This window comes from Streptomyces tailanensis, from assembly GCF_008386495.1.
GTDB classification, from domain to species: domain Bacteria; phylum Actinomycetota; class Actinomycetes; order Streptomycetales; family Streptomycetaceae; genus Streptomyces; species Streptomyces tailanensis.
In genome coordinates, this window is sequence record NZ_VTHJ01000103.1 from 1 (window position 1) to 20,072 (window position 20,072).

16 protein-coding genes and 1 pseudogene are annotated in these 20,072 nt (G+C 70.9%); 11 read left to right on the forward strand and 6 right to left on the reverse strand.

Going from position 1 to position 20,072, the window contains the following annotated elements; translation table 11 throughout:
- Positions 1-62 precede the first annotated feature (62 nt).
- Both F3T56_RS43040 and F3T56_RS43045 read right to left on the reverse strand, forming a co-directional pair.
- Positions 63-1,109, reverse strand: coding sequence for a ParB/RepB/Spo0J family partition protein (locus tag F3T56_RS43040; protein WP_149830926.1), 1,047 nt, complete (start codon positions 1,107-1,109; stop codon positions 63-65).
- Positions 1,110-1,169: 60 nt separating this feature from the next.
- Complete coding sequence (locus tag F3T56_RS43045; protein ID WP_149830927.1) at positions 1,170-1,649, reverse strand: RrF2 family transcriptional regulator; 480 nt, start codon at positions 1,647-1,649, stop codon at positions 1,170-1,172.
- Positions 1,650-1,872: 223 nt separating this feature from the next.
- Between F3T56_RS43045 and F3T56_RS43050 the strand changes: the two genes are divergently transcribed.
- The 7 genes from F3T56_RS43050 to F3T56_RS43080 all read left to right on the forward strand — a co-directional run bounded on the left by F3T56_RS43050 (position 1,873) and on the right by F3T56_RS43080 (position 11,002).
- Positions 1,873-3,021: an MFS transporter gene (locus F3T56_RS43050; RefSeq protein ID WP_216373082.1), complete on the forward strand. Its 1,149-nt coding sequence runs from the start codon at positions 1,873-1,875 to the stop codon at positions 3,019-3,021.
- Positions 3,022-3,431: 410 nt separating this feature from the next.
- Positions 3,432-3,593, forward strand: a complete 162-nt coding sequence (locus F3T56_RS47255; RefSeq protein WP_246204622.1) for an FAD-dependent oxidoreductase — start codon at positions 3,432-3,434, stop codon at positions 3,591-3,593.
- A gap of 22 nt (positions 3,594-3,615) precedes the next feature.
- Positions 3,616-4,020, forward strand: coding sequence for an AMP-binding protein (locus tag F3T56_RS48960; RefSeq protein WP_246204627.1), 405 nt, complete (start codon positions 3,616-3,618; stop codon positions 4,018-4,020).
- Entirely contained in the window at positions 3,981-6,281 is a 2,301-nt protein-coding gene (locus F3T56_RS48965; RefSeq protein WP_246204630.1) for a methyltransferase, read from the forward strand. Before F3T56_RS48960 ends, F3T56_RS48965 begins: the two co-directional genes overlap by 40 nt.
- A gap of 4 nt (positions 6,282-6,285) precedes the next feature.
- Positions 6,286-8,403, forward strand: a complete 2,118-nt coding sequence (locus F3T56_RS43070; protein WP_149830929.1) for a molybdopterin oxidoreductase family protein — start codon at positions 6,286-6,288, stop codon at positions 8,401-8,403.
- A complete protein-coding gene (locus F3T56_RS43075) occupies positions 8,400-9,803 on the forward strand; it encodes an FAD-dependent oxidoreductase (RefSeq protein WP_149830930.1) in 1,404 nt (467 codons plus the stop codon). Before F3T56_RS43070 ends, F3T56_RS43075 begins: the two co-directional genes overlap by 4 nt.
- A complete protein-coding gene (locus F3T56_RS43080; RefSeq protein ID WP_149830931.1) occupies positions 9,800-11,002 on the forward strand; it encodes an NAD(P)/FAD-dependent oxidoreductase in 1,203 nt (400 codons plus the stop codon). The genes F3T56_RS43075 and F3T56_RS43080 overlap by 4 nt, the downstream gene beginning before the upstream one ends.
- An 18-nt stretch (positions 11,003-11,020) precedes the next feature.
- Here F3T56_RS43080 and F3T56_RS43085 read toward each other — a convergent pair.
- A pseudogene (locus F3T56_RS43085) lies at positions 11,021-11,611 on the reverse strand (acyl-CoA dehydrogenase family protein); the annotation flags it as partial.
- 707 nt (positions 11,612-12,318) lie between these two features.
- Here F3T56_RS43085 and F3T56_RS43090 point away from each other — a divergent pair.
- The 3 genes from F3T56_RS43090 to F3T56_RS43100 are packed head-to-tail and all read left to right on the forward strand — an operon-like array spanning position 12,319 to position 16,065.
- Complete coding sequence (locus tag F3T56_RS43090; protein ID WP_149830932.1) at positions 12,319-13,416, forward strand: SagB/ThcOx family dehydrogenase; 1,098 nt, start codon at positions 12,319-12,321, stop codon at positions 13,414-13,416.
- A 58-nt stretch (positions 13,417-13,474) separates the two neighbouring features.
- Complete coding sequence (locus tag F3T56_RS43095) at positions 13,475-14,755, forward strand: JmjC domain-containing protein (protein ID WP_149830933.1); 1,281 nt, start codon at positions 13,475-13,477, stop codon at positions 14,753-14,755.
- Positions 14,755-16,065 carry an MFS transporter gene (locus F3T56_RS43100; protein WP_149830934.1) on the forward strand — a complete coding sequence of 437 codons (1,311 nt, stop codon included), beginning with the start codon at positions 14,755-14,757 and terminating at the stop codon, positions 16,063-16,065. The genes F3T56_RS43095 and F3T56_RS43100 overlap by 1 nt, the downstream gene beginning before the upstream one ends.
- An 82-nt stretch (positions 16,066-16,147) precedes the next feature.
- Here F3T56_RS43100 and F3T56_RS43105 read toward each other — a convergent pair whose 3' ends face one another.
- From F3T56_RS43105 to F3T56_RS43115, 3 genes are all read right to left on the reverse strand, one after another.
- Positions 16,148-16,612 carry a hypothetical protein gene (locus F3T56_RS43105; RefSeq protein ID WP_149830935.1) on the reverse strand — a complete coding sequence of 155 codons (465 nt, stop codon included), beginning with the start codon at positions 16,610-16,612 and terminating at the stop codon, positions 16,148-16,150.
- A 113-nt stretch (positions 16,613-16,725) separates the two neighbouring features.
- On the reverse strand, positions 16,726-17,829 hold the full coding sequence (locus F3T56_RS43110) for a 3-dehydroquinate synthase II family protein (protein ID WP_149830936.1): 1,104 nt from the start codon (positions 17,827-17,829) through the stop codon (positions 16,726-16,728).
- Positions 17,826-18,641, reverse strand: coding sequence for a 2-amino-3,7-dideoxy-D-threo-hept-6-ulosonate synthase (locus F3T56_RS43115; RefSeq protein WP_149830937.1), 816 nt, complete (start codon positions 18,639-18,641; stop codon positions 17,826-17,828). Before F3T56_RS43115 ends, F3T56_RS43110 begins: the two co-directional genes overlap by 4 nt.
- Positions 18,642-19,020: 379 nt before the next feature.
- On the opposite strand from F3T56_RS43115, the gene F3T56_RS43120 reads away from it, so the two are divergent.
- Complete coding sequence (locus F3T56_RS43120) at positions 19,021-19,866, forward strand: AfsR/SARP family transcriptional regulator (RefSeq protein ID WP_246204636.1); 846 nt, start codon at positions 19,021-19,023, stop codon at positions 19,864-19,866.
- Positions 19,867-20,072: the final 206 nt, after the last annotated feature.

The following is a 20,072-nucleotide window of genomic DNA, read 5'->3' on the forward strand; positions in this document are numbered from 1 at the left end:
TCGGCTGGCGATCAGCTACGACCGCTTGATCTTCACGATCGGGTGACCTGCGAAGTCCGGGCCTAGACGGCGGAGGCGGTGCTCCGCCGGGGCACGGTGGGCAGGGCCGAGGGGTGGGCGGACGCCTTGATCAGGACGGCCAGCTCCTGCCAGACCTCCGCGCAGGCCGTGGCCATCGCGGAGATCGAGTCCGCGCAGTGCGCCGGCACCGCCGCCGCGATGTGCCGGTGGTCCGCCGCCATGTGGATCTCCATCATGCGCAGCAGCAGACGCCCGGTCTCGGTCATGCGCAGGGACGGATCCCGGCACAGACTGCGGAACATCGCCTCGCGGGTCTCGGCCGACATACGCGCCGTGTCGGGGCCGAAGGCCGGATGCGGCGGGGCGACGGGGTGCGGCGGCCGCGGTACGGCTGCCGTGGGCCCCGCGGTCGCGGCGGCGGGTCTGGACGGCACGGGGTCCTCGCCGCGCTCCAGTCGGACCCGTACGTCGCGGACCGTCCCCGGGGCGATGCCCGCCCTCTTGGCGATGCTGCGCAGGGACGCCGAGGGCTCCTCGGCGATGAGGCGGGCCGCGATCCTGCGCCCCTCGGCGGCTGTGAGTGGACGGACCCTGCCGTCCTTGCCGACCCGTGCCGACCGGCCGGGACTGCCGAAGATCCTGAGGCGTTGGGCGCCGACCGTCTTCGCCGAGAGGCTGGTGACGGAGGCGATCGCGCGGTCGGACCAGTCCGGGTGGGAGCGGATGATGCGGGTCGCGGCGGCGGTGCGCTCGGCCGCGGACAGCGGCAGTCCGTGCCTGACGTTGGCCTTGACCGCGAGGACGAAGGCGTCCTCCGGCGGGCCGTCGAAGAATCGCACCCGGATCTCGCGCGCGCCGTGCCGACGGGCGGCCAGCAGCCGGTGCATGCCGTCGATGACGCGCATGGACGGTCGGTGCACGATGATCGGGGGCAGCGGTGCGTCCGACTGGGCGAGCAGCCGGACGTGTTCGTCGTCCTCGCCCCACTGGCGAGGGGAGTCGGCCGGCAGCAGACGGCCGATCGGTACCGATTCCACGGCGGACAGTTCGGAGCCGAGCGCGCGCACGTGGCACTCATCAGGGCTCATTGCTCAGTGCACCTCCGGGGACATCCAGTAAGGGGGCGGCGCGGGACGGTCCGGGCGGGGCTATCCCGTACCGGCCAGCCATTGCCGGACCGACCCCATGGCCGTCCCGGCGCTGTCGGCGTCGATGTCCCGGGCGAGGTCGGCGATCGTGATGCCCTTGAGCGCCGCCCGCCACGCCGCGTCGGCGGCGGCCATGGCCCGCGACACGGCGCAGGGCTTTTGGCACTTCTCGGGGCTCAGCCCGAGCGGGCCCTGCCTGCGGATCTCGGTACAGCGGAACGCCGGCTCCGGGCCGTCGATCGCCAGGACGACGTCGAGGACGGAGACCTGCGTGGGCGACTGGGCGAAGGAGTACCCCCCGACCGGCCCAGGTGTGGACCGCAGGATTCCGGCCTGGGAGAGCGACTGCAGATGCTTGGCGAGATAGGCGGGCGGGATGCCGTGCAGCTTCGCGAGTCGGGCGGCCGGCACGGGCGCGTGGCTCTGGCCGAGTGAGACACAGCAGTGCAGTGCCCACTCGACTCCGTTGGACAGCTTCATGACCGCCAGGGTAGCAATCTCCGACATTCAGTGTCCGGGATTCTGGTATAAACAAGGACGATAAATGTCCGAGATAGCGAAGGTGCAGGTCATGAGCGAAACTGAAGATCGTTTAAGCCCCGCGTCAGGTGCTGTCGTGACACCTGGCCGCAGCTCGGAAGGTGCCGTTCCGTCACCCGGCCAGGGGCGCGCGGCGCTCGGTTTAGCCGCCGTCGCCCTGTTCGTGGCGGCGGCCAACCTCCGTCCCGCGATCGCCGCGGTCTCCCCCCTGGTGGACCGGATTCGCGCGGATCTGGACCTCTCGGCGACCGCGGTGTCGCTGCTGACCACCATCCCGACCCTGGCCATGGGCCTGGGCGCGCCGCTGGCCGCCTCGGTGGGCCGCAGGTGGGGGCTGCAGCGCGGTGTGCTGCTCGGGCTGACCGTCGTCGCCCTGGCGACCGCGGCCCGCGGCCTGGGCGGGGCCACCTGGCTGCAACTGTGCTGCGCCGCCGTCGTGGGCACCGGTATCGCGATCTCCCAGACCCTGCTGCCGGCCGTCGTCAAGACCCGCTTCGCCGACCGCGCCGGACTGGTCACCGGGATCTACACGGCGGGGCTCGGCCTGGGCGGCGCGGTCGCCGCCGGTGCCAGCGCGCCGCTGGCCGACGCGATCGACTCCTGGCCCGGGGCCCTGGCGCCCTGGGCGATCCTCGCCGTCGCGGGCATGGTGCTGTGGACGGCCGCGAAGGGGCAACTGCGCCTCGCCGACATCGACGGTCCCAAGGGCCCGGCCACCACCGGTCTGCCCTGGGGCTCCGCGCTGGCCTGGCGGATCACCGCGATCTCCGCCGGCAACTCCGCCCTCTACTACTGCGAGTTGGCGTGGATCGCACCGCTGCTGCACGACGACGGCGGACTGAGCGAGGCCCGGGCCGGCTTCATGCTGACCGTGATGATCTCCATCCAGGTCGTCGCCATGCTGGGCGTGCCCGCGCTGCTCGGCGAGCGCGCCGACAAACGCTTCGGGCTGGCGGTGACGACCGTGCTGACCGCTGTGGGCTTCCTGGGCTTCGGCTTCAGCCCGGGCACCGGCACCTGGCTCTGGGTCCTCGCCATGGGCATCGGACACGGCGGACTGTTCACACTGGTGCTGACGCTGCCCGTCTCGGCGAGCCGTGACGCCGCGCAGGCCGGGCGGTTCGCCGCGATGGCGTTCTTCGTCGGCTACGGATGCGCGGCACTCGCACCGGTCGTCGTGGGCGCCCTGCGCGACACCACCGGCGACTACCAGCCGGCCTTCGGCCTCCTCGCCGCCCTCACCGTCCTCATGCTCTGGCCCATCGCCCGGCTGTCGCCGCGACAGATCGAAAAGGCGCAGGCGCTGCGCTGAGCGCTCCGCGCGAAGTGCCGCGACGGGCCGACGGGCCGTCCCGCGTCCGCGGCACCGTCGTGGCCGGTCGCGCCCACGCGGCGGAGCCGCGAATGTACACAGCCCCGCGCCCCTTCAGGGCGCTGCCGAACCGCAGAGGGCTTCGCGGGCCGTATCGACCTCGCCTTCCTCCGACGGGCGAGAGCCCGCCCCCTGAACGGCAAGAGTCCACCCGAATCCCCCGGGGTGGGCTCTTGCCCTTTTCGTGCCTGTGCCATCGGCGTTGAGCGTTCCTACTGCTCGGCCTCGACAGGTGTTCGTACGTGACCTCGACAGCTGTTTGCGAGGCTGACGGCACCCAGCCGTCCGGGCGACGAGTCGGCCCTTCGCGGCGTCGCCCGGACTCCGTCCATCTGGTCGAGAGGATGCGCATGGCACCGTCGAAGACACAGATCGCCATCGTGGGAGGTGGCGTCGCCGGCCTGGTCACCGCCACGCTGCTGCACCGTCATGGCATGGACGTCCGGCTCTACGAGCAGACGCCGGTGTTCGGAGCCGTGGGTGCGGGCATCCAGCTCTCGCTTCGCTCCTGACCCTCACCCACGAGGAGAGCCAGTGCTGCACACGTTGTTGTCCCGGGTCACGCGCGGGAACGGTTTCTACATCGGCGACATCTTCCACGCGGCCGCGCGCCGTGACGCCACCACGCAGATCACCCTCGACCGCCCGCCGCAGTGGGCCCCCGACCGCGGCACACACTTCACGGTCGGTGAACTGGCCGACCAGATAGATGAGTTGGCAGCGCGCCTGTGGGCGGCCGGGGTCAGGCCGACCGAACGCGTGGAACTGTACAAGACGGACAACTTCGACATCGCGCTGCTCGCCTGCGCTACCGCCCGCATCGGCGCCGTACCCGCGCTGCTGTCACCGGCGCTGGACGGCGCGGTGGCGCGCGAACTGCTCGTCCGGCTGGAGCGGCCGTGGCTGCTCACCGACGGCGACACCTCGCGGGGAAGCTGAGCGGGGTCGAACTGGCCGACGACGTCCGCAAGGTCCTGCTGTCCGCCGGGACCGCGCCCGCCGACCTCGCCGCGAAGTCGTCCGGGCGGACCGTCGAGGTGGCCGCGCTCGCCGAGCACGCGGACGCGCCCCGGCGCGAGCCGGTGTTCCTCCACCCGCGCCAGCCGTCGCTGATCACCCACAGCTCCGGTACGACCGGCATCCCGAAACTGGCCGTGCACTGCCCCGAGACCGGCTGGCACCGGCTCGTGCCCCAGCGGGTGGTGTCTTGGCCCATACGGGGGCGGGAGACGGCCGCCCTGTGCATGACGTTCGTGCACTCCCGCTTCTATCAGGGGCTGGCCATGTTCCTCAGCCACGGCAACCCGATGGTGATCGCCGTCGATCCGGACCCGGACCGCATCGGTCCGCTGTTCGTCCGCACCCGCCCCGGTTACATCGAGACCCACCCCAACACGTATGTCGACTGGGAGGAGCTGGACTCCGCACCGGGGGCGCCCCTCTCCAGCGTCCGGGTCTTCGGCGCCACGTTCGACGCGATGCACCCGCGCACCATCCAGCGCATGCTCGCCGCCTCACGACACAAGCGTCCGGTCTTCGTCCAGTTCTACGGCCAGTCGGAGATCGGCCCCATGGCCGGCCGCTGGTACACACGTCAGACCGCCCACAAGGCGGACGGCCGCTGTGTCGGACTGCCGTTGCCCGGCTTCATCTCCATGCGTGTCGTCGACGACGACGGCCGGCGGGTCGGCTCGGGACGGACCGGCCACCTCGAAGTACGCAGCCGTACGCGGATCCTCACCTATCTCGGCGAGGACGAACGGTTCGAGAGCCAGGTGCACGACGGCTGGTGGCGGGTCGGCGACATGGGCTACCGCAGCCGCTGGGGCCTGCTGCACCTGATGGACCGCGAGGTGAACCGCATCGACACCGTGGACAGTCGCGGTCGAGGACCTCCTGATGAGCCGTCTGGAGGAGCTGCGCGAGATCGTGATCGTGGCCGGTCCGCAGGGCGAGCCGATCCCGGTGGTGGCCACCCGGGGAGAGGCGCCGCTCGACGAGAAGCGCTGGCGGCGGGCGACCTTCGACCTGCCCTCGATGAGCGACTTCCAGCAGTTCCGGTTCGAGGACCTGCCGCGCACCTCGACCCGGAAGGTCCAGCGACCCGAGCTGATCCGACTGCTTCGCGAAGGACGGCTGCGGCCCATCGGGACGGACCCGGTGACGGACGACACGGTGGGGGCGTGACCATGAAGGACACCACGGCGGGACGACGGCTGTTCGAGCTCATGGCCGGGTTCTGGAAGACCCAGGCCGTCTACCTCGCCACCGAGTCGGGCATCGTCGACGCCATCGCGAACGCGGGCCGTATCCGCACCGTCGAACTGTCCCTGGCGACCCGGACCGACGCCGACGCCCTGGGCAGACTCCTGCTGTTCCTGGAGAGCCTGGACGTGATCGAAGGCGACGAGGCGAGCGGCTACGTGCTCACCGCCGTCGGTGAGCTGCTGCGCACCGACGCCGAGGACTCGATGCGCGATCACGTACGCATCTACGGCTCACACTTCTACCCGGCGTGGGGCGCGCTCTCCCACTCGCTGCGCACCGGCCGCTCGGCCTTCGCCCATGTGTACGGCTCCGACCTGTTCTCGTATCTGCACCAGAACCCCGAGGTCTCGCTCACGTACGAGCGGGCCATGGTGGCGGGCACGCTCTTCTTCTCCGAGGTCAGCCGTGTCCACGACTTCTCCGGGGCGAAGCGGATCGTGGACGTCGCCGGAGGCCACGGGGCGCTCCTCAACGAGATCCTCAACGCGAACGAGGGCCCGCGTGCCGTGCTCTTCGACGCCCCCCATGTGATCGAGGAGACCAAGGACCGCCCGATCGCCACGGACCACGCGGACCGGTGCGAGCGGGTCGCCGGGAACTTCTTCGAGTCGGTCCCGTCCGGCGGCGACGTGTACATCCTCTCCCGCATCCTGCACTGCTTCGACGACGAGGCATGTCACCGGATCCTCACCAACTGCCGTCGGGCGATGGCCCCCGGCGGCCGACTGGTGATCCTGGAACGCATCCTGGCCCGCGGCACCGGCTCCTCGCTGACCCAGGGCTACAACATGCACATGCTGGTGGTGCTCGGGGGCGGCCGGGAGCGGGACGAGACGCAGTACCGCACGCTCCTCGACAAGGCCGGCTTCACGGTGAAGTCCGTCCACGGCCTGCCCCTGGAGACCCACCTCGTGGTCGCCGAACCGAGCTGACGTGATGACGACACCGGGGAAGACCGCGTCCACACCGCCGGCCCCCGTCACGGAGGTGTCCACGCACTGCCCGTACTGCGCGCTGCAGTGCGGCACGCGCCTGCACGGTGACCGGGAGGTCGGCGTGCGGGCGCGTCCGGCGGACTTCCCGGTGAACCGGGGCAGGCTCTGCCAGAAGGGCTGGACCGCCCCCGACGTGCTGACCGCCCCCGACCGGCTCGTCCGCCCCCTGGTCAGGGGACCCGACGGCCGGCTCGAGGAGACCTCCTGGGACACCGCGCTGGATCTGGTGGCCGAGCGTCTGCGTGCCCTGCGCGCCCGCCACGGCCCGGACGCGGTGGCGGTGTTCGGCGGCGGTTGCCTGACCAACGAGAAGGCGTATCTGCTGGGGAAGTTCGCCCGCCTCGCCCTCGGGACCAGCCAGATCGACTACAACGGCCGGTTCTGCATGTCGTCCGCCGCTGCGGCGGGCAACGCGGCGTTCGGAGTGGACCGGGGGCTGCCCTTCCCTGTCGGCGACCTGCGCGACGCGCGGACCGTGCTGCTGGCGGGCGCCAACGTCGCCGAGACCATGCCGCCCCTGGTGCACCACCTCGACCGGGCCGAACTGATCGTCGTCGACCCCCGGCGCACCGCCACCGCACGGCGCGCGACACTGCATCTGCAACCCGTTCCCGGCACCGACCTCGCCCTCGCGCTCGGCCTGCTGCACATCGCCGTCGTGGACGGGCTGCTCGACCGGGACTATGTCCAGCGCCGCACCCTCGGCTTCGAAGCGGCGGCACGCCGGGCCATGGCGTGGTGGCCCGAGCGGGTCGAGTCCGTCACCGGTGTGCCGGCGAGCGCCCAGCGCGAGGCCGTCCGGATGCTCGGACGGGCCGGGAGCGCCTACGTGCTGACGGGCCGGGGCGTCGAGCAGCACAGCCAGGGAACCGACACGGCGGCCGGATTCATCAACCTCGCCCTCGCCCTCGGCCTGCCGGGATCCGGGCGCGGCGGATACGGGTGCCTGACGGGACAGGGCAACGGCCAGGGCGGCCGGGAGCACGGGCAGAAGGCGGACCAACTGCCCGGCTACCGTCCCCTCACCGACGCCGCCGCGCGCGCCCACGTCGCCGGAGTCTGGGGCGTGGCGCCGGACGACCTTCCGGGCCCGGGGCGCAGCGCCTACGAACTCCTCGACGCGCTGGGCGGCGACCACGGCCCCCGCGCCCTCCTGGTCTTCGGGTCGAACCCCGCGGTCTCGGCGCCGCACGCCGCTCACGTGGTCGAGCGGCTGGCGTCCCTGGACCTCCTCGTGGTGGCCGACTTCGTCCCCTCCGAGACCGCACGGATGGCCGACGTCGTGCTGCCCGTCACCCAGTGGGCCGAGGAGGAAGGCACGCTGACCAACCTGGAGGGCCGACTGCTACGCCGCCGCGCCCTGCTGCCGCCACCGCCGCAGGTCCGTAGCGACCTGCTGGTACTGAGAGACCTCGCCGTGCGGCTGGGCGAACCCCCGAGCCGCTATCCGAGCGTCCCGCGCGAGGTGTTCGAGGAACTGCGCGCGGCTTCCCGGGGCGGGAAGGCCGACTACTCCGGCATCTCCTACGAGCGGCTGGACACCGGCGAATGTCTGCACTGGCCCTGCCCGGACACCGAGGAACGCCATCCGGGCACACCCAGACTCTTCCTGGAACGCTTCGCACACCCCGACGGCAGGGCCCGCTTCACCGACGTCGACCAGCGTGGTCCCGCCGAGAAGGTCAGCCCCGCGTACCCGCTCCACGGCACCACCGGCAGGGTCCTGGCCCACTACCAGTCCGGGGCGCAGACTCGCCGGGTCGCGGAGCTGAGCGCGGCGGCACCCGAACCCTTCATCGAGGTCCACCCCGACACCGCCGCCCGCTCGGGCCTGGCCGACCACGGCCTCGCCCGGGTCACCTCGGCACGGGGCAGCATGACCGCCCGGGTACGTCTCGACCCGACCATGCGCCCGGACACCCTCTTCGTCCCCTTCCACTTTCCCGGCGACGGCCGCGCCAACCTGTTCACCCACCCCGCCCTGGACCCGCGCAGCGGTATGCCCGAGTTCAAGGTGAGCGCCGTACGACTCGACGCGGTGCCCGAGGCGACGCCGTGAGCGGCATCCTCGTCGTCGGCGACGGACCGGCCGCGCACCGCCTCGCCGAGCGCCTGCGTGGGCACGGCCACACCGGCCCCCTCACCGTCCTCGGCGCCGAACCCGCCCACCACCGCCCGCTGTTGACCGACGTCGTCGCCGGCCGGCTCCCCGCCGAAGCGGTGCGCCTGCCGCCCTTGCCGGACACGAGGGTGAGCACCGGCACGGTGGTGACGGGCATCGACCGGGCACGGCACGAAGTGCGGGCCCGCCAAGGCGGGACCGAGACCGTCCACTCCTACGACACCCTGGTTCTCGCCACGGGAGCCCGCCCCGTCGTCCCGGACATCGTCGGCGCGACCGGCGGCGACGGGCACCTCGCGGCGGGGGTGACCACCCTGCGTACGGCTTCGGACTGCGCGCGGATCACCGGTGAGACCGTGGTCGTGCTCGGTGGCGGGCCGCTCGGTGTGGAGACCGCGAGTGCCCTCGCGGCCCGAGGGACCGACACCACGCTGATCTGCGCCCACCCCCACCCGCTGCACGAGCGGCTCGGCGAGACCTGCGCCGCCCTGCTCACCGAGACGCTGGAGCAGGCGGGGGTGACCATGCTCGGGGGGCGCACCGTGGTGCGCCGCACCCCCGACCGGGTGCTCCTCGACGACGGAACCAATCTGCGCGCCGACACACTCGTCCTGTGCACCGGCGCCGCCCCAGACGTACGGCTCGCCCGAGCGGCCGGTCTGCGGGTACGCACCGGGATCGTGGTCGACGATCGGCTGCGCACCAGCGACCCCCACATCCACGCCCTGGGGGACTGCGCCGAACTCAACGGCCGGGCCCCGGGCGGCGTCGACACGGCCTGGGCGCAGGCGGACGCCCTGGCGGCGATCCTCACCGGGCACGCGACCGTCCACCGGCCGACTCCGACCGTCTTCCGGCTGCGCACCCGTTTCGCGGACGTGTCCTGTGTCGGCGACCCGGCCGACTTCGACCGCCCCGGCGCCCGCACGGTCACGCTCACCGACCAGGCGAACCGGCGCCACGCACGCCTCGCCCTGCGCGACGAACACCTCGTCGCCGCAGTGCTGTTCGGCGTGCCGGAGGCCATCGCCGCACTCGGCATCGCCCATCGGTACGGCCGACCGGTCCCCTCCGACCTGCTGGGGCTGCTCCTCGGCCCACCGGCACGGCCCGCACCGGTCGGTTCCGAGACGGACGAGGACGCCTTGGTCTGCCTGTGCAACAACGTCCGGCGGCCGGCCCTGGTGAAGGCATGGCAGTCGGGGGCGCGCACCGTCACGGCGCTGGCGGGGGCGACCCGGGCCACCACGGGCTGCGGCGGATGCGGGCCGCTGGTGGCGCGACTGTGCGACGACTGGGAGCACGAGGCCCGGCCGGCACCGGAGCGGGCCCGGTGACCCGCACCCTCGTGGTCGTCGGACACGGCATGGTGGGCCACCGGCTCGTCGACCGGCTGCGCTCCCTGGATACCTCCGGCGACTGGCGGTTCGTCGTCCTGGCCGAGGAAGCCCATCCCGCCTACAACCGTATGGCGCTGTCCTCGTATCTGACCGGCCGGACGAGGAACGACCTCGCTCTCGCCGACCGGGCCTTTCTCGACGACCCCCGGGTCGATCTCCGCCTCGCATGCCCCGCGGTCTCCGCCGACCGGGGCGCGCGTACGGTCCTCACGGCCCACGGCGAGCACGTCCCGTACGACGCGCTGGTCCTGGCCACCGGCTCGCGCCCCTTCGTGCCGCCCGTTCCGGGCCGGGACGCGGGGCACTGCTTCGTCTACCGGACCTTTGACGACCTCGACGGGATCAGGCGCGCCGCCCGTCGCGGTCTCCCGGCCGTCGTGGTCGGCGGCGGGCTCCTCGGCCTCGAAGCCGCCCACGGCCTGAGCCGGCTGGGGATGCGCCCCCATGTCGTGGAGAGCGCGCCGCATCCCATGCCGACCCAACTCGATGCCGGGGCGGCCCGGGTGCTCCACCGCGGCGCCACGGAGCTCGGCCTCGACCTGCGCTGCCGAACCGCCGTCGCCTCGATCGAGGCCCACCCCGAGGGCACGGTAGGCGCCGTCAGGCTCACCGACGGCACGGTCCTGGACTGCGCTCTGCTGGTCTTCGCCGCGGGCGTCCGCCCCCGGGACGAACTCGCCGCCGCCCTCGGCCTGGAGCGCGGCGATCGCGGTGGCATCGTCGTGGACGAGTACTGCCGCACCACCGACGAACGCATCTGGGCCGTCGGGGAGTGCGCCGCCGTCCAAGGGCGCTGCCACGGTCTCGTGGCCCCCGGCTACCGCATGGCAGACACGGTGGCCCGTCGGCTCGCGGGCCACCCCGTCGAAGCCGTCGGTGTCCCCGACACCTCTACGGAGCTGAAACTCCTCGGGGTGCACGTGGCCACCTTCGGCACCACCGATCCCGCGGCGGGCCGGGCTGTCGAGATCGTCTTCGCCGAGGACACCACCCGCTACGCGAAGGTGTTCCTCCAGCACGACACCGGCAGCCTCCTGGGCGGCGTCCTCGCCGGTGACACGGGCTCGCGGGCCGAACTCGGCCCGCTCGTCGGGCGCAGACCACCGGCCCATTTCGAACGACTGCTGCTCCCCTGACGCCAGGGAGACCGGAGATCAGCCCGCCAGTCCCAACTCCCTCGCGATCAGCATGCGTTGTACCTCACTCGTCCCCTCCCCGATCTCCAGGATCTTCGAGTCGCGCCACATGCGGGCCACGGGGTACTCGTTCATGAAGCCGTAGCCGCCGTGGATCTGGGTGGCGTCGCGGGCGTTGTCCACGGCGATCGTCGAGGAGTACAGCTTCGCCAGGGCCGCCTCCTTCTTGAAGGGTTCGCCGGAGACCAGGCGTGAGGCCGCGTCCCGCCAAGCCAGTCGAGCCGTGTGGGCCTTCATCTCCATGTCGGCGATCTTGAACTGGATGGCCTGGTTGGCGCCGATCGGGCGGCCGAAGGCGTGACGTTCCTTCGCGTACTTCACCGACTCGTCCACGCAGCCCTGGGCGAGGCCCGTGGCGAGGGCCGAGATGGCGATGCGGCCCTCGTCGAGGATGCGCAGGAACTGGGCGTAGCCACGGCCGAGTTCGCCGAGGAGGTTCTCCGCGGGGACCCGTACGTCGGAGAAGGACAGCTCCCGGGTGTCGGAGGCGTTCCAGCCGACCTTCGAGTAGGGCGCGGCGACTGTGAAACCGGGCGTGCCCGACGGGAGCCCGGCCTGTAGTCCATCGGTCCCGGTGAATGCATATCGGCGCTGTCGCCGCAAGTCCCCGGTCCGGTCCGAAATCGGCCATCGCGTATCGCGGTGGGTCGGGGGCGGAACGCCCGTGTACGAGGGTGGGGCAAGCGGGTCCGAGAGTGAAATCGCCCGCGCCTGAGAACGTAATCACCCGCACCCGAGGAATGCTGAAGGCGGGTGAGTGAGGATTCTTCTTGATTGTTGATTCGGGCATCCTAGTGGTGGCCTGTCGAGAACCGCTCAAGACCTGTTTCATGGTTCGGTGGAGACTGATTCCGGAACCGTAGGGCTATGGCTGCCGTGTGCTGATACCGGCCCTCACCTGTGTTTTCTTCCTGCTTCGGTCCAGTGGTCGCCGTATTTTCAGCCAGGAATTGTTGGGGTGCTTGCGGGGCCCAAAAGGCTGCGTCTAATGTCAAATGCGTCGGCGGAGCGAATAGCTGTCCAGGCTGCGAACGGACTTCTTTTCTCTTCTCGCCGACGGTCGGACAAATGCTATTCAGCAAGAGGAGGTGACAGAAATGGAGCTCGACATCGAGATCGTCGAGGACGGCCAGGTGCTGCTGCACCACCCGTCCACCTGATCGTCCGGTAAGGACGAACGGTAAGTCCGGCCGTGATGCCTCGGGCATCACGGCCGGACCACAAGCGAGAGCGCGGCTGCTGAGAGGGAGACGTGAATGAAGGTCCGCCGTCCCGAACACCTGGTCCTGCGGTGGCCTCCCGAGGGGCTCGAAGTCGGACTCCCCGGGCGGGCACAGTGGGTCAGGCTCTCGGCCGATCTGCGCAAGGTGCTGGACAGGGCCGGGGACGGAATCGACCTGGACGAACTGGCGGGCGCCTTCGGTACGGAACACGAGGCGAAGGTGCGCCACGCGGTCACCGCCCTGCTCGAACTCGGGGTTCTCACCCCCGTGGACGAAGCCGCTCGGATGCCTCCCTTGTGGCAGCGCTGGGGCGGGCTGGCACGGCGCTTCCACCTCGAGGCGCGGGACGCCGATTATCTCGTCGACTCACCCCGGCGGGCCGACGAGGCGGACGCGATTCTGGCCGAGAGCGACGCGCCACCCGCGTTCAAGGAGTACCCGGACCACCCCGTCGTGCCGTTGCCCCGCCGGCCCCTGCCTCTGTCGACGTCCGTCGACGACGTCTTCGCCGGACGGCGCACCCATCGCCGCTTCGCCGACACGGCCGTCTCCCTCGATCAGCTCGGCACGCTGCTCTTCCACAGCTTCGCGCCGCACCGGTTCATCGACGGCGGCGACTTCGGGGTGCAGCAGTGCCGGGTGAGCGCCTCGGCGGGCGGGCGTCACGAAGTGGAGGCGTACATCGTCGTCCACAACGTCATCGGGGTACCGCCCGGCCTGTACCACTATTCGGTGGTGCGCCACGCGCTGGAACTCCTGGACGCCGATGCGGACCGGGAGCGACTGGCTGAGCTGACCTACTATCAGGAAGCCTCGTACCAGGGCGCGTTCACTGTCGTCACGACGGCCGTGGCCAACCGTCTGGCCTGGAAGTACCGTCATCCGCGCGCCTATCGCCTGTGGATGTACGACGCCGGCCACTACGGCCAGACCTTCGCCCTGACCGCCACGGCCCTGGGCCTCGGCCCCTTTCAGACCGTCGCTTTCGCCGACAGTCGGCTGGAGCGGTTCCTCGGCGTCGACCCCGACGAGGAGTTCGCCGTCTATCTGTTGGCCGCGGGGGTACCGGAGGGGCCCGCCTCGCTGCTCCCGGCCGACTTCGCCTTTCCCCGCCCGGGAGCGGTGCGGTGACCCAGCGGTTCACAGCGGTCCGTCTGCTGCCCCGGGCCTTCTGCCGCAGGAGTAGGCCATGAGTTTGAAGCGCTGTGTCGCACTGCCGCCCGACGAGTTCCGTTCGTCGGTGTTCGGCCACAGGTACCTCCACACCAAGGCCGCCGAACTGGCCGACGACTTCACCGGCCTGTTCTCGCCCGAAGCCCTGGAGGAGCTGGTTTCGGGCGGGTTGCGCACCTCGTCGCTGCGACTGGTGCGTGACGGTGTGGAACGCGATGTCGCCCGGGACCGAGTCCCCGAGTCCGGTGACGCCCCCGGAGCCGCGCCGTTCCCCAGCACCGACGGCATCCGTGCCGGGCTCGCCGCCGGACAGACCCTCATCGTGCGTTCCCTGCACCGCTTCCATCCGCCGATCCGGCGCTTCGCACATGAACTCGCCGCCGAGATCGGCCACCCCGTCAAGGTCAACGCGTTCGTCACACCCCCGGGGTCCCAGGGGGTGGACCTGCACTTCGACGTCCAGGACGTGATCGTCCTGCAGATAGCGGGGGACAAGCGGTGGCTGCTGCGCACACCGCCCCTGCGCGACCCGTTGTCCGCCCACGCCTGGTTCGACGTACCGGACCGGCGACGGGAGGAGATGCGCGCGGCCAGCGAGCCACTCGCGGATCTGGTGCTGCGGACCGGCGACAGCCTCTATCTGCCCCGGGGCACGATGCACTCACCGATGGCGCTGGACACGTTGTCCATCCATCTCACCGTCGCCGTCTCCACCATCACCCGCCACGACGTGCTCACCGAACTCGTACGGCGGGCCGCCGACGTCGACTGGATGCGCGTCGGCGTCGAGACGGACCGGCTGGTCGAGGATGCCGCGCTGACCCGGAGTCTGCTCAAGGAGGCCGGTGAACGGCTGGCGGCGCTGGCGGCCGACGTCGACCCCGACGACGTGATGTGGTCGCTGCGGAAAACCGCGTTCCGGGAGCAGACTCCCGAGCCCGTGCCGATCCTTCCGGTGAGCGGCGATGTCTGCCCACAGGGTGTTCACCGGCTTCGGGCGGGCGTGTACTTTCACACGGCTGCTGTGAAGGATGGCGTTCAGCTCTCGGTGGGAGGCCGGCGCGTGCGGCTGCCCGCCGCGGTGTCGCCCTTCCTGGCGGCGCTGTGCCGGGATCGGGCCGCGGACATGGCGGGGCTCACCGCGGCACTGGGAGAGGACAACGCGCGAAAGGTGGCCGCGGCACTGGTCGACATCGGTCTGCTGCTGCCTCCCTCTGCCACCCCTCAAGGTGCGGCCGCGTCGCACACCGCGCGGCCGGACGGCTCACCGAGTAGAGAAAGCGATCCCGACGACTGATGACGGACGACACCACCGCACCCGGCCGTATCGACGAGGGCGAGGGGCAACCCCCGTCGCCCGCTGGGAAACCGAGAGATCGCGAGGGCGAGGGGCAGCCCCCTTCGCCGGGTGGGAACCTGAGGGACCATCCGCAGTTCCTGCGGATGTGGGCGGGGCAGGCCAGCGGCGCCGTCGGAGACCAGGTGTTCCCGGTGGCGCTCAGTCTGTACGTCCTCCACGAGGGAGGCGGCGCGGGTCAGGTCGGCCTGGTGCTGGCGGGCCGGGCCGTGGCCCTGGTGGTGTGTCTGCTGATCGGCGGTGTGATCGCGGACCGGTTGCGCCGCACCCGTATCCTCATCGCCGCCGACGGGTTCCGCGCCGTCATCCTGCTCGCGACCGCGCTCCTCCTCGCCTGGCTGCCGCTCGGTCTGCTGCCCCTGGTCACCGCCCTGGTCGGCGCAGGCGAGGCCCTGTCCCGGCCGGCGTCGCGATCCCTGCTGCCGAATCTGCTGCCCGATGCCCTGCTGGAGCGCGGCAACGCCCTGGTGTCCGCGGCGCAGCGAGGAGCGGCCGTCTGCGGTGCGCTCGTCGGGGTGACCGCGGTGACCCTGATCGGCGTACGGCCCGCCCTGCTGGTGACCAGCGCGGTGTTCGCGCTGGCCGCGCTCTGCGTCTGGCGTGTCTCGGACACCAGACCCATGACGGCTTCCCGCACCTCCGCGCTCGGTGAGGCCGCCGCCGGGCTCCGGGCTATTCGACGGCGCCCCTGGGTGCTGACCGTCATGGGAACGGTGTGTCTGCACCTCTTCGCCGGATCCGCGACCGCGCTCACCCTCCTGCCGATTGTGGCGCGCCGCGACTTCGGCGGCGACGTGGCGTACGGCGCTGTGCTGGCCGCCATGGGAATCGGCGCCCTCCCGGCCATCGCGCTGGCCGGGCGCTGGCAGCCCAGGGCACGGGGCGCCGTTTCGATGCTGGGGCTGACCGGGTACGCCCTGCTGCCGCTGAGTCTGGCCGCGCCGTTCCCGCTGCCCGTCGTGATGCTCTGCTTCGCGCTGGGCGGCTTCGTGGTGGAGCTGTTCTTCGTGTACTGGGTGTCCGCGTTGCAGCGGGCCTTTCCCGACGAACTCCTCGGCAAGGTCTTCGCGTTGGATCAGCTCGGCGCGTACGCCCTGCTGCCCCTCGGGTTCGCGCTCGTCGGGCCCACGGTCGCCGTGCTGGGGATGACCGGCACGCTCATCGTCGGAGGCGCCGTCGTCGCCGTGTCGAGCCTGCTGTGCCTGGCCGTACCCGGGGTGCTCCGCTTCGAGGACCCCGTCGAGAAGTAGCCCCTTCTCCCGCGGTCACCGCGATGCCCATGGCCTGTCGCCCGGATCGGCACGATCCGGGCGACAGGCCATGGGCACGGCTTCAGACAGCCGCCGCCAGATAGCGCAGCGAGGCCAGTGCGGGGCGGGCGACGGCTCGACCGGGGGCGCGGCTCCTGGCCGCCACGACTTCCCGCAGCAGCGCCTCCCGCTGATGCAGGGAGCCCGGCCGGCCGGTGAGTATCCGCTGCCACGAGACAGATGGGGCCGCACGCGGGACGTCGGCCCCAGGGCGGTAGTCGACTCGGCAGTCGAGCACGATGCCACCGTCCGAGCCGGGCAGCAGCCGGCACAGGCCGATGCGGACGGATGTCTCGGGGAAGTCCACCACCACGGTGTCCTGGTCGCACAGGACGTGCTGGGCCTCGGCCAGCCGCCGGTCCCCGATGATCATGACGAACCGGAGGGCCAGCCCTTGCAGCTCGAAGGCCGTCCGTCGCCGCCGTACCGGTCCGGAGCCCGCTGGAGAGTCCGCGGGATGAAGGGAAATGCGTGTGCCGCCGAGCATGAGTCACCCTCCCTGTGGCTTCCTCGCGTCGGTGTCGGGGTGATCGCCCAGGAGTTTGTCCAGACGCACGCACCCGGCCGGGGACCGCGGTGGTCGCCCGGCCGGGGAGGAGGTCACTTCTCCAGACAGAACTCATTGATGGGGTAGCCCACGTGCCGGTCCTCCGTGGGCAGATGGCCGAGGACCTTGTCGCCCGGTTTGAGTTCGGTGCTGTTGAGCACCGTGCCGCCCGGGCCGAGGACCCGCACATGCCAGTCGTCCTGGAGGATCAGGTTGGCGGTGCGGCCGTCGGGCCCGATGGCGTCGATGGACAGCAGGGGACGGGACTCGATCTTGACGCGGCCGACCGTCACGAGTCGGGTCCTGCCGTGGATGTCCACGGCCGTGACCTTGCTCCCCGCCTGCAACTCGCTCAGGTAGCTGGTGCGTTGGTCCTTGGCCAGTGTGTACGAGTGGATCGCCCCGGCGTTGACGCGGAACGGCCGCGTGGGCATGTACGGCAGCGGATGGGTCTCACTGACGCAGAGGATCATGCCCTTGGAGTGCGAGCCGACGAGGATGCCCTCGTCCTCGCGGAAGTAGGTGGCGGTGTCCACACAGGCTCGCTCGCCCATGCCCACATGGGCGGTGGCGGTGATCTCGAGTTCGGCGAGCTCCAGGTCGGGGACGCCGGTCTCGGCCGCCTGCTTGAGTGCCGTGGCGTCGCCCACGCGAGCCGGTGCCATGAGCACTCCGTCCGAACCGAGTTCCAGTACGCCGAAGATGATCTCCGCTTCCTCGACGTCCTGGGCGACGGTTATCAGACTGCCCTTCGCCCCGGCCGCCGCGGCGATCACGATCTCCAGCGGGATCTTCGTGGGGTCGCGGAAGTACAGCAGACTCCACTTGTCGGTGCGGCCCGACCGGCAGGCGTCCTCCAGGGTCGCGGCATCCGTGATCTCCACATACCGACCGAACTCGACGCCCTGGTGTCGCCCGGCCAGCTCGGCGGGATCCCCGTGCTTGGCCGGGTCGACCACGACGACGTCGGCGGTGCCGAAGTCCTCCGGCAGCGGACGGTCCTGGGGGAACAGGATCTTTTTCACGGTCGGCGGCAGATGCTCCAGATCCTCGGGCGCCGAGGCGAGGATGCCGTCCACGCGTGCGTGGATCGCCTCCTGGAGGATGGCGTCCTTCGCGGAGCCGACGTTGCGGATGTCGATCCAGCTGAGCTTCACATCACACCTGCCATGTCTCGGGAAGGGAGGGAAACGGGGACCGGGGTCGGACCGTGCACGATGTCCGCGATGTCCCGTACCAGTTGGCCGGGGGCCGGGGACGAGAAGACGCGCCGCCCCACCGCGAGGCCCTGGCAACCAGTGGCCAGCGCCGTACGGGCGAAGTCGGTCAGGCTCTGCTCGCCGCCCGGACCGCCGGCGACCAGGATCGGTACCGGTGAGGCGGCGACCACATCGGCCATGCGGTCCGGCGGGCCCACGAAGACCGTCTTCACCAGGTCGGCGCCGAGGTCGGCGGCCACATTGACCACGTGGGCCACCTGCTCGGGGGAGGCGGGGCCGGTCAGCCGCGGGCCCCGCGGATAGACCATGGCGAGCAGTGGCATGCTCCACCGCTCACAGGCCGCCGCCACCGTGCCCAGGGCGGCCAGTTGTTCGGGCTCGGTGTCGGAGCCGATGTTCACATGGACGCTGACCGCGTCCGCGCCCAGCCGGACCGCCTCCTCGACGTCCCCGACGAGGACCTTGGCGTTGCTGTCCGGGCCGAGCGAGGTGCTGGCGCTGAGGTGTACGACCAGTGAGCAGCTGACGAAGAGGTGGGGGGCGAGCAGCCGGGCCCGTCCCTTGTGCACGACGACGCCGTCCGCGCCGCCGGCCACGATGTCGCGGATCAGGTCGTCGAAGCCCGCGGCCGTGGCGATGGGGCCGTCGGACACCGAGTGGTCCAGGGGGACGAGAAGCAGTCGCCCGTCCTCGTGACCGGACAGCCTGGCGGAACGTATCGATCTGCCGGTCAATAGTGCACGCGCCATCGAGTGCTCCTTCTGCGGGTGATATGGCACCGGCGGAGATGGGTTTCGGTGGGGTGCTTGTAGCGTCACAGGGGGCGTTCAAGAAACGGTCGAAGGAATCGTTGAATCACAGCTCGCGATGGTGGTGATGGCCGGGCGTCGCTTGAACGCGGTGGGGTGCGGGCGCCTGTGCAACTGAGGAAGCTCCTCAGTTGCACAGAGAGGAAACCCGGTCGACGCAAATGTTTCGACCGTTTACGGCCAGGTCTGCCGGAAGTGGTTCTGGTGGAGCAAAAGAATGCTGTTACATTGAGATCGCCTCAGTCAATTCATCTCGCCTTTTGTTGGTAATTGGTGACCGGATTTGAGCGATGGGGGATAGGTGTACCGATCGGAGTACGTGACCGAACCCGGCTTTGCTTTTCATGTCGCGCGGGAGGTCCCCGAGGTCCAGAGTGCTCAACCCCGTGTGCAGGGCAGGGTTCTGGGAGCACTGCACGTCGGTGTGGACGGGTCGGTCGAAACCGTTGCGGTCGCGCCGAAGATCCGTATGGTCCTGGCCATGTTGCTGGTCCATGCCGACCAGGTGGTCCCGGTCCAGGTTCTGGTGCGTGAGCTGTGGCCGGAGCAGCCGCCCGCAACCGCGCTGCGCACCCTGCAAACCTACATATTGAATTGTCGAAAACTACTGGCGCGAGTGAGCGGACGTCCGGCGGCGAGTATCTCCCAGGAGGTGCTGGCGACCCGGTCGGGCGGGTACGTCTTGAAAGGCGCCCAGTTCCAGCTCGACTGGCTGGATTTCCAGCGGCTGACACAGCTCGGCAGTAAATGCCTGGCGGAAGGAGACACGGCGGAGGGCATTCGACTGCTGGACACGGCCTTGGAGTTGTGGCGCGGGGACGCGTTGGCGGATGTGCCTCTCGGGCCCGTGCTCGATTCGAAACGGCGGCTCTTCGAGGAGTGCCGGCTCGACGCCATAGCGATGCGGGCTGAGGCGCACATCGGGGCCGGTCTGCATCAAAGGGCCGTCACCCAGCTCGCCGCCGTCACCCGGGAGCATGAGCTCCATGAGGGCCTGCACCATCAGTACGTGCGGGCGCTCGCGCTCGGTGGCCGTCGGGCTGAGGCTCTCGGGGTGCTGCGCGGCCTGCGCGTGCGCCTCGTGAACGAGGTCGGGATCGAACCCGGTGCCCCGCTCCAGGATCTCCAACTGGCCATACTGAACTCGGAGTACGGCACGACGTGAGGGTGTCCCGTCGGTGACGGGGGCCGCGGCCGGGGAGCGAACGTTCCCGGGCCGCGCCCGTTTTCCCGGGGCCGCGACGCCTCGTCGACGAGGTCCTTCCGCGGCCCCCGAAGGGGTCTGCCGGCAAGGCCCTGGACCCGTACTTCGCAGGTCGCCGAAAAGGTTCTCCGCAGCGGCCCCACCGCGTCCGATCTCGACCGGGCCGG

Excerpts from the sequence above, each read along its gene's own strand:
- F3T56_RS43040 (WP_149830926.1), bottom strand. The coding sequence starts at position 1,109 with ATGAGCCCTGATGAGTGCCACGTGCGCGCGCTCGGCTCCGAACTGTCC.
- F3T56_RS43100 (WP_149830934.1), top strand. The coding sequence starts at position 14,755 with ATGACGGACGACACCACCGCACCCGGCCGTATCGACGAGGGCGAGGGG.
- F3T56_RS43090 (WP_149830932.1), top strand. The coding sequence starts at position 12,319 with ATGAAGGTCCGCCGTCCCGAACACCTGGTCCTGCGGTGGCCTCCCGAG.
- F3T56_RS47255 (WP_246204622.1), top strand. The coding sequence starts at position 3,432 with ATGGCACCGTCGAAGACACAGATCGCCATCGTGGGAGGTGGCGTCGCC.
- F3T56_RS43070 (WP_149830929.1), top strand. The coding sequence starts at position 6,286 with ATGACGACACCGGGGAAGACCGCGTCCACACCGCCGGCCCCCGTCACG.
- F3T56_RS43105 (WP_149830935.1), bottom strand. The coding sequence starts at position 16,612 with ATGCTCGGCGGCACACGCATTTCCCTTCATCCCGCGGACTCTCCAGCG.
- F3T56_RS43115 (WP_149830937.1), bottom strand. The coding sequence starts at position 18,641 with ATGGCGCGTGCACTATTGACCGGCAGATCGATACGTTCCGCCAGGCTG.
- F3T56_RS43095 (WP_149830933.1), top strand. The coding sequence starts at position 13,475 with ATGAGTTTGAAGCGCTGTGTCGCACTGCCGCCCGACGAGTTCCGTTCG.
- F3T56_RS43045 (WP_149830927.1), bottom strand. The coding sequence starts at position 1,649 with ATGAAGCTGTCCAACGGAGTCGAGTGGGCACTGCACTGCTGTGTCTCA.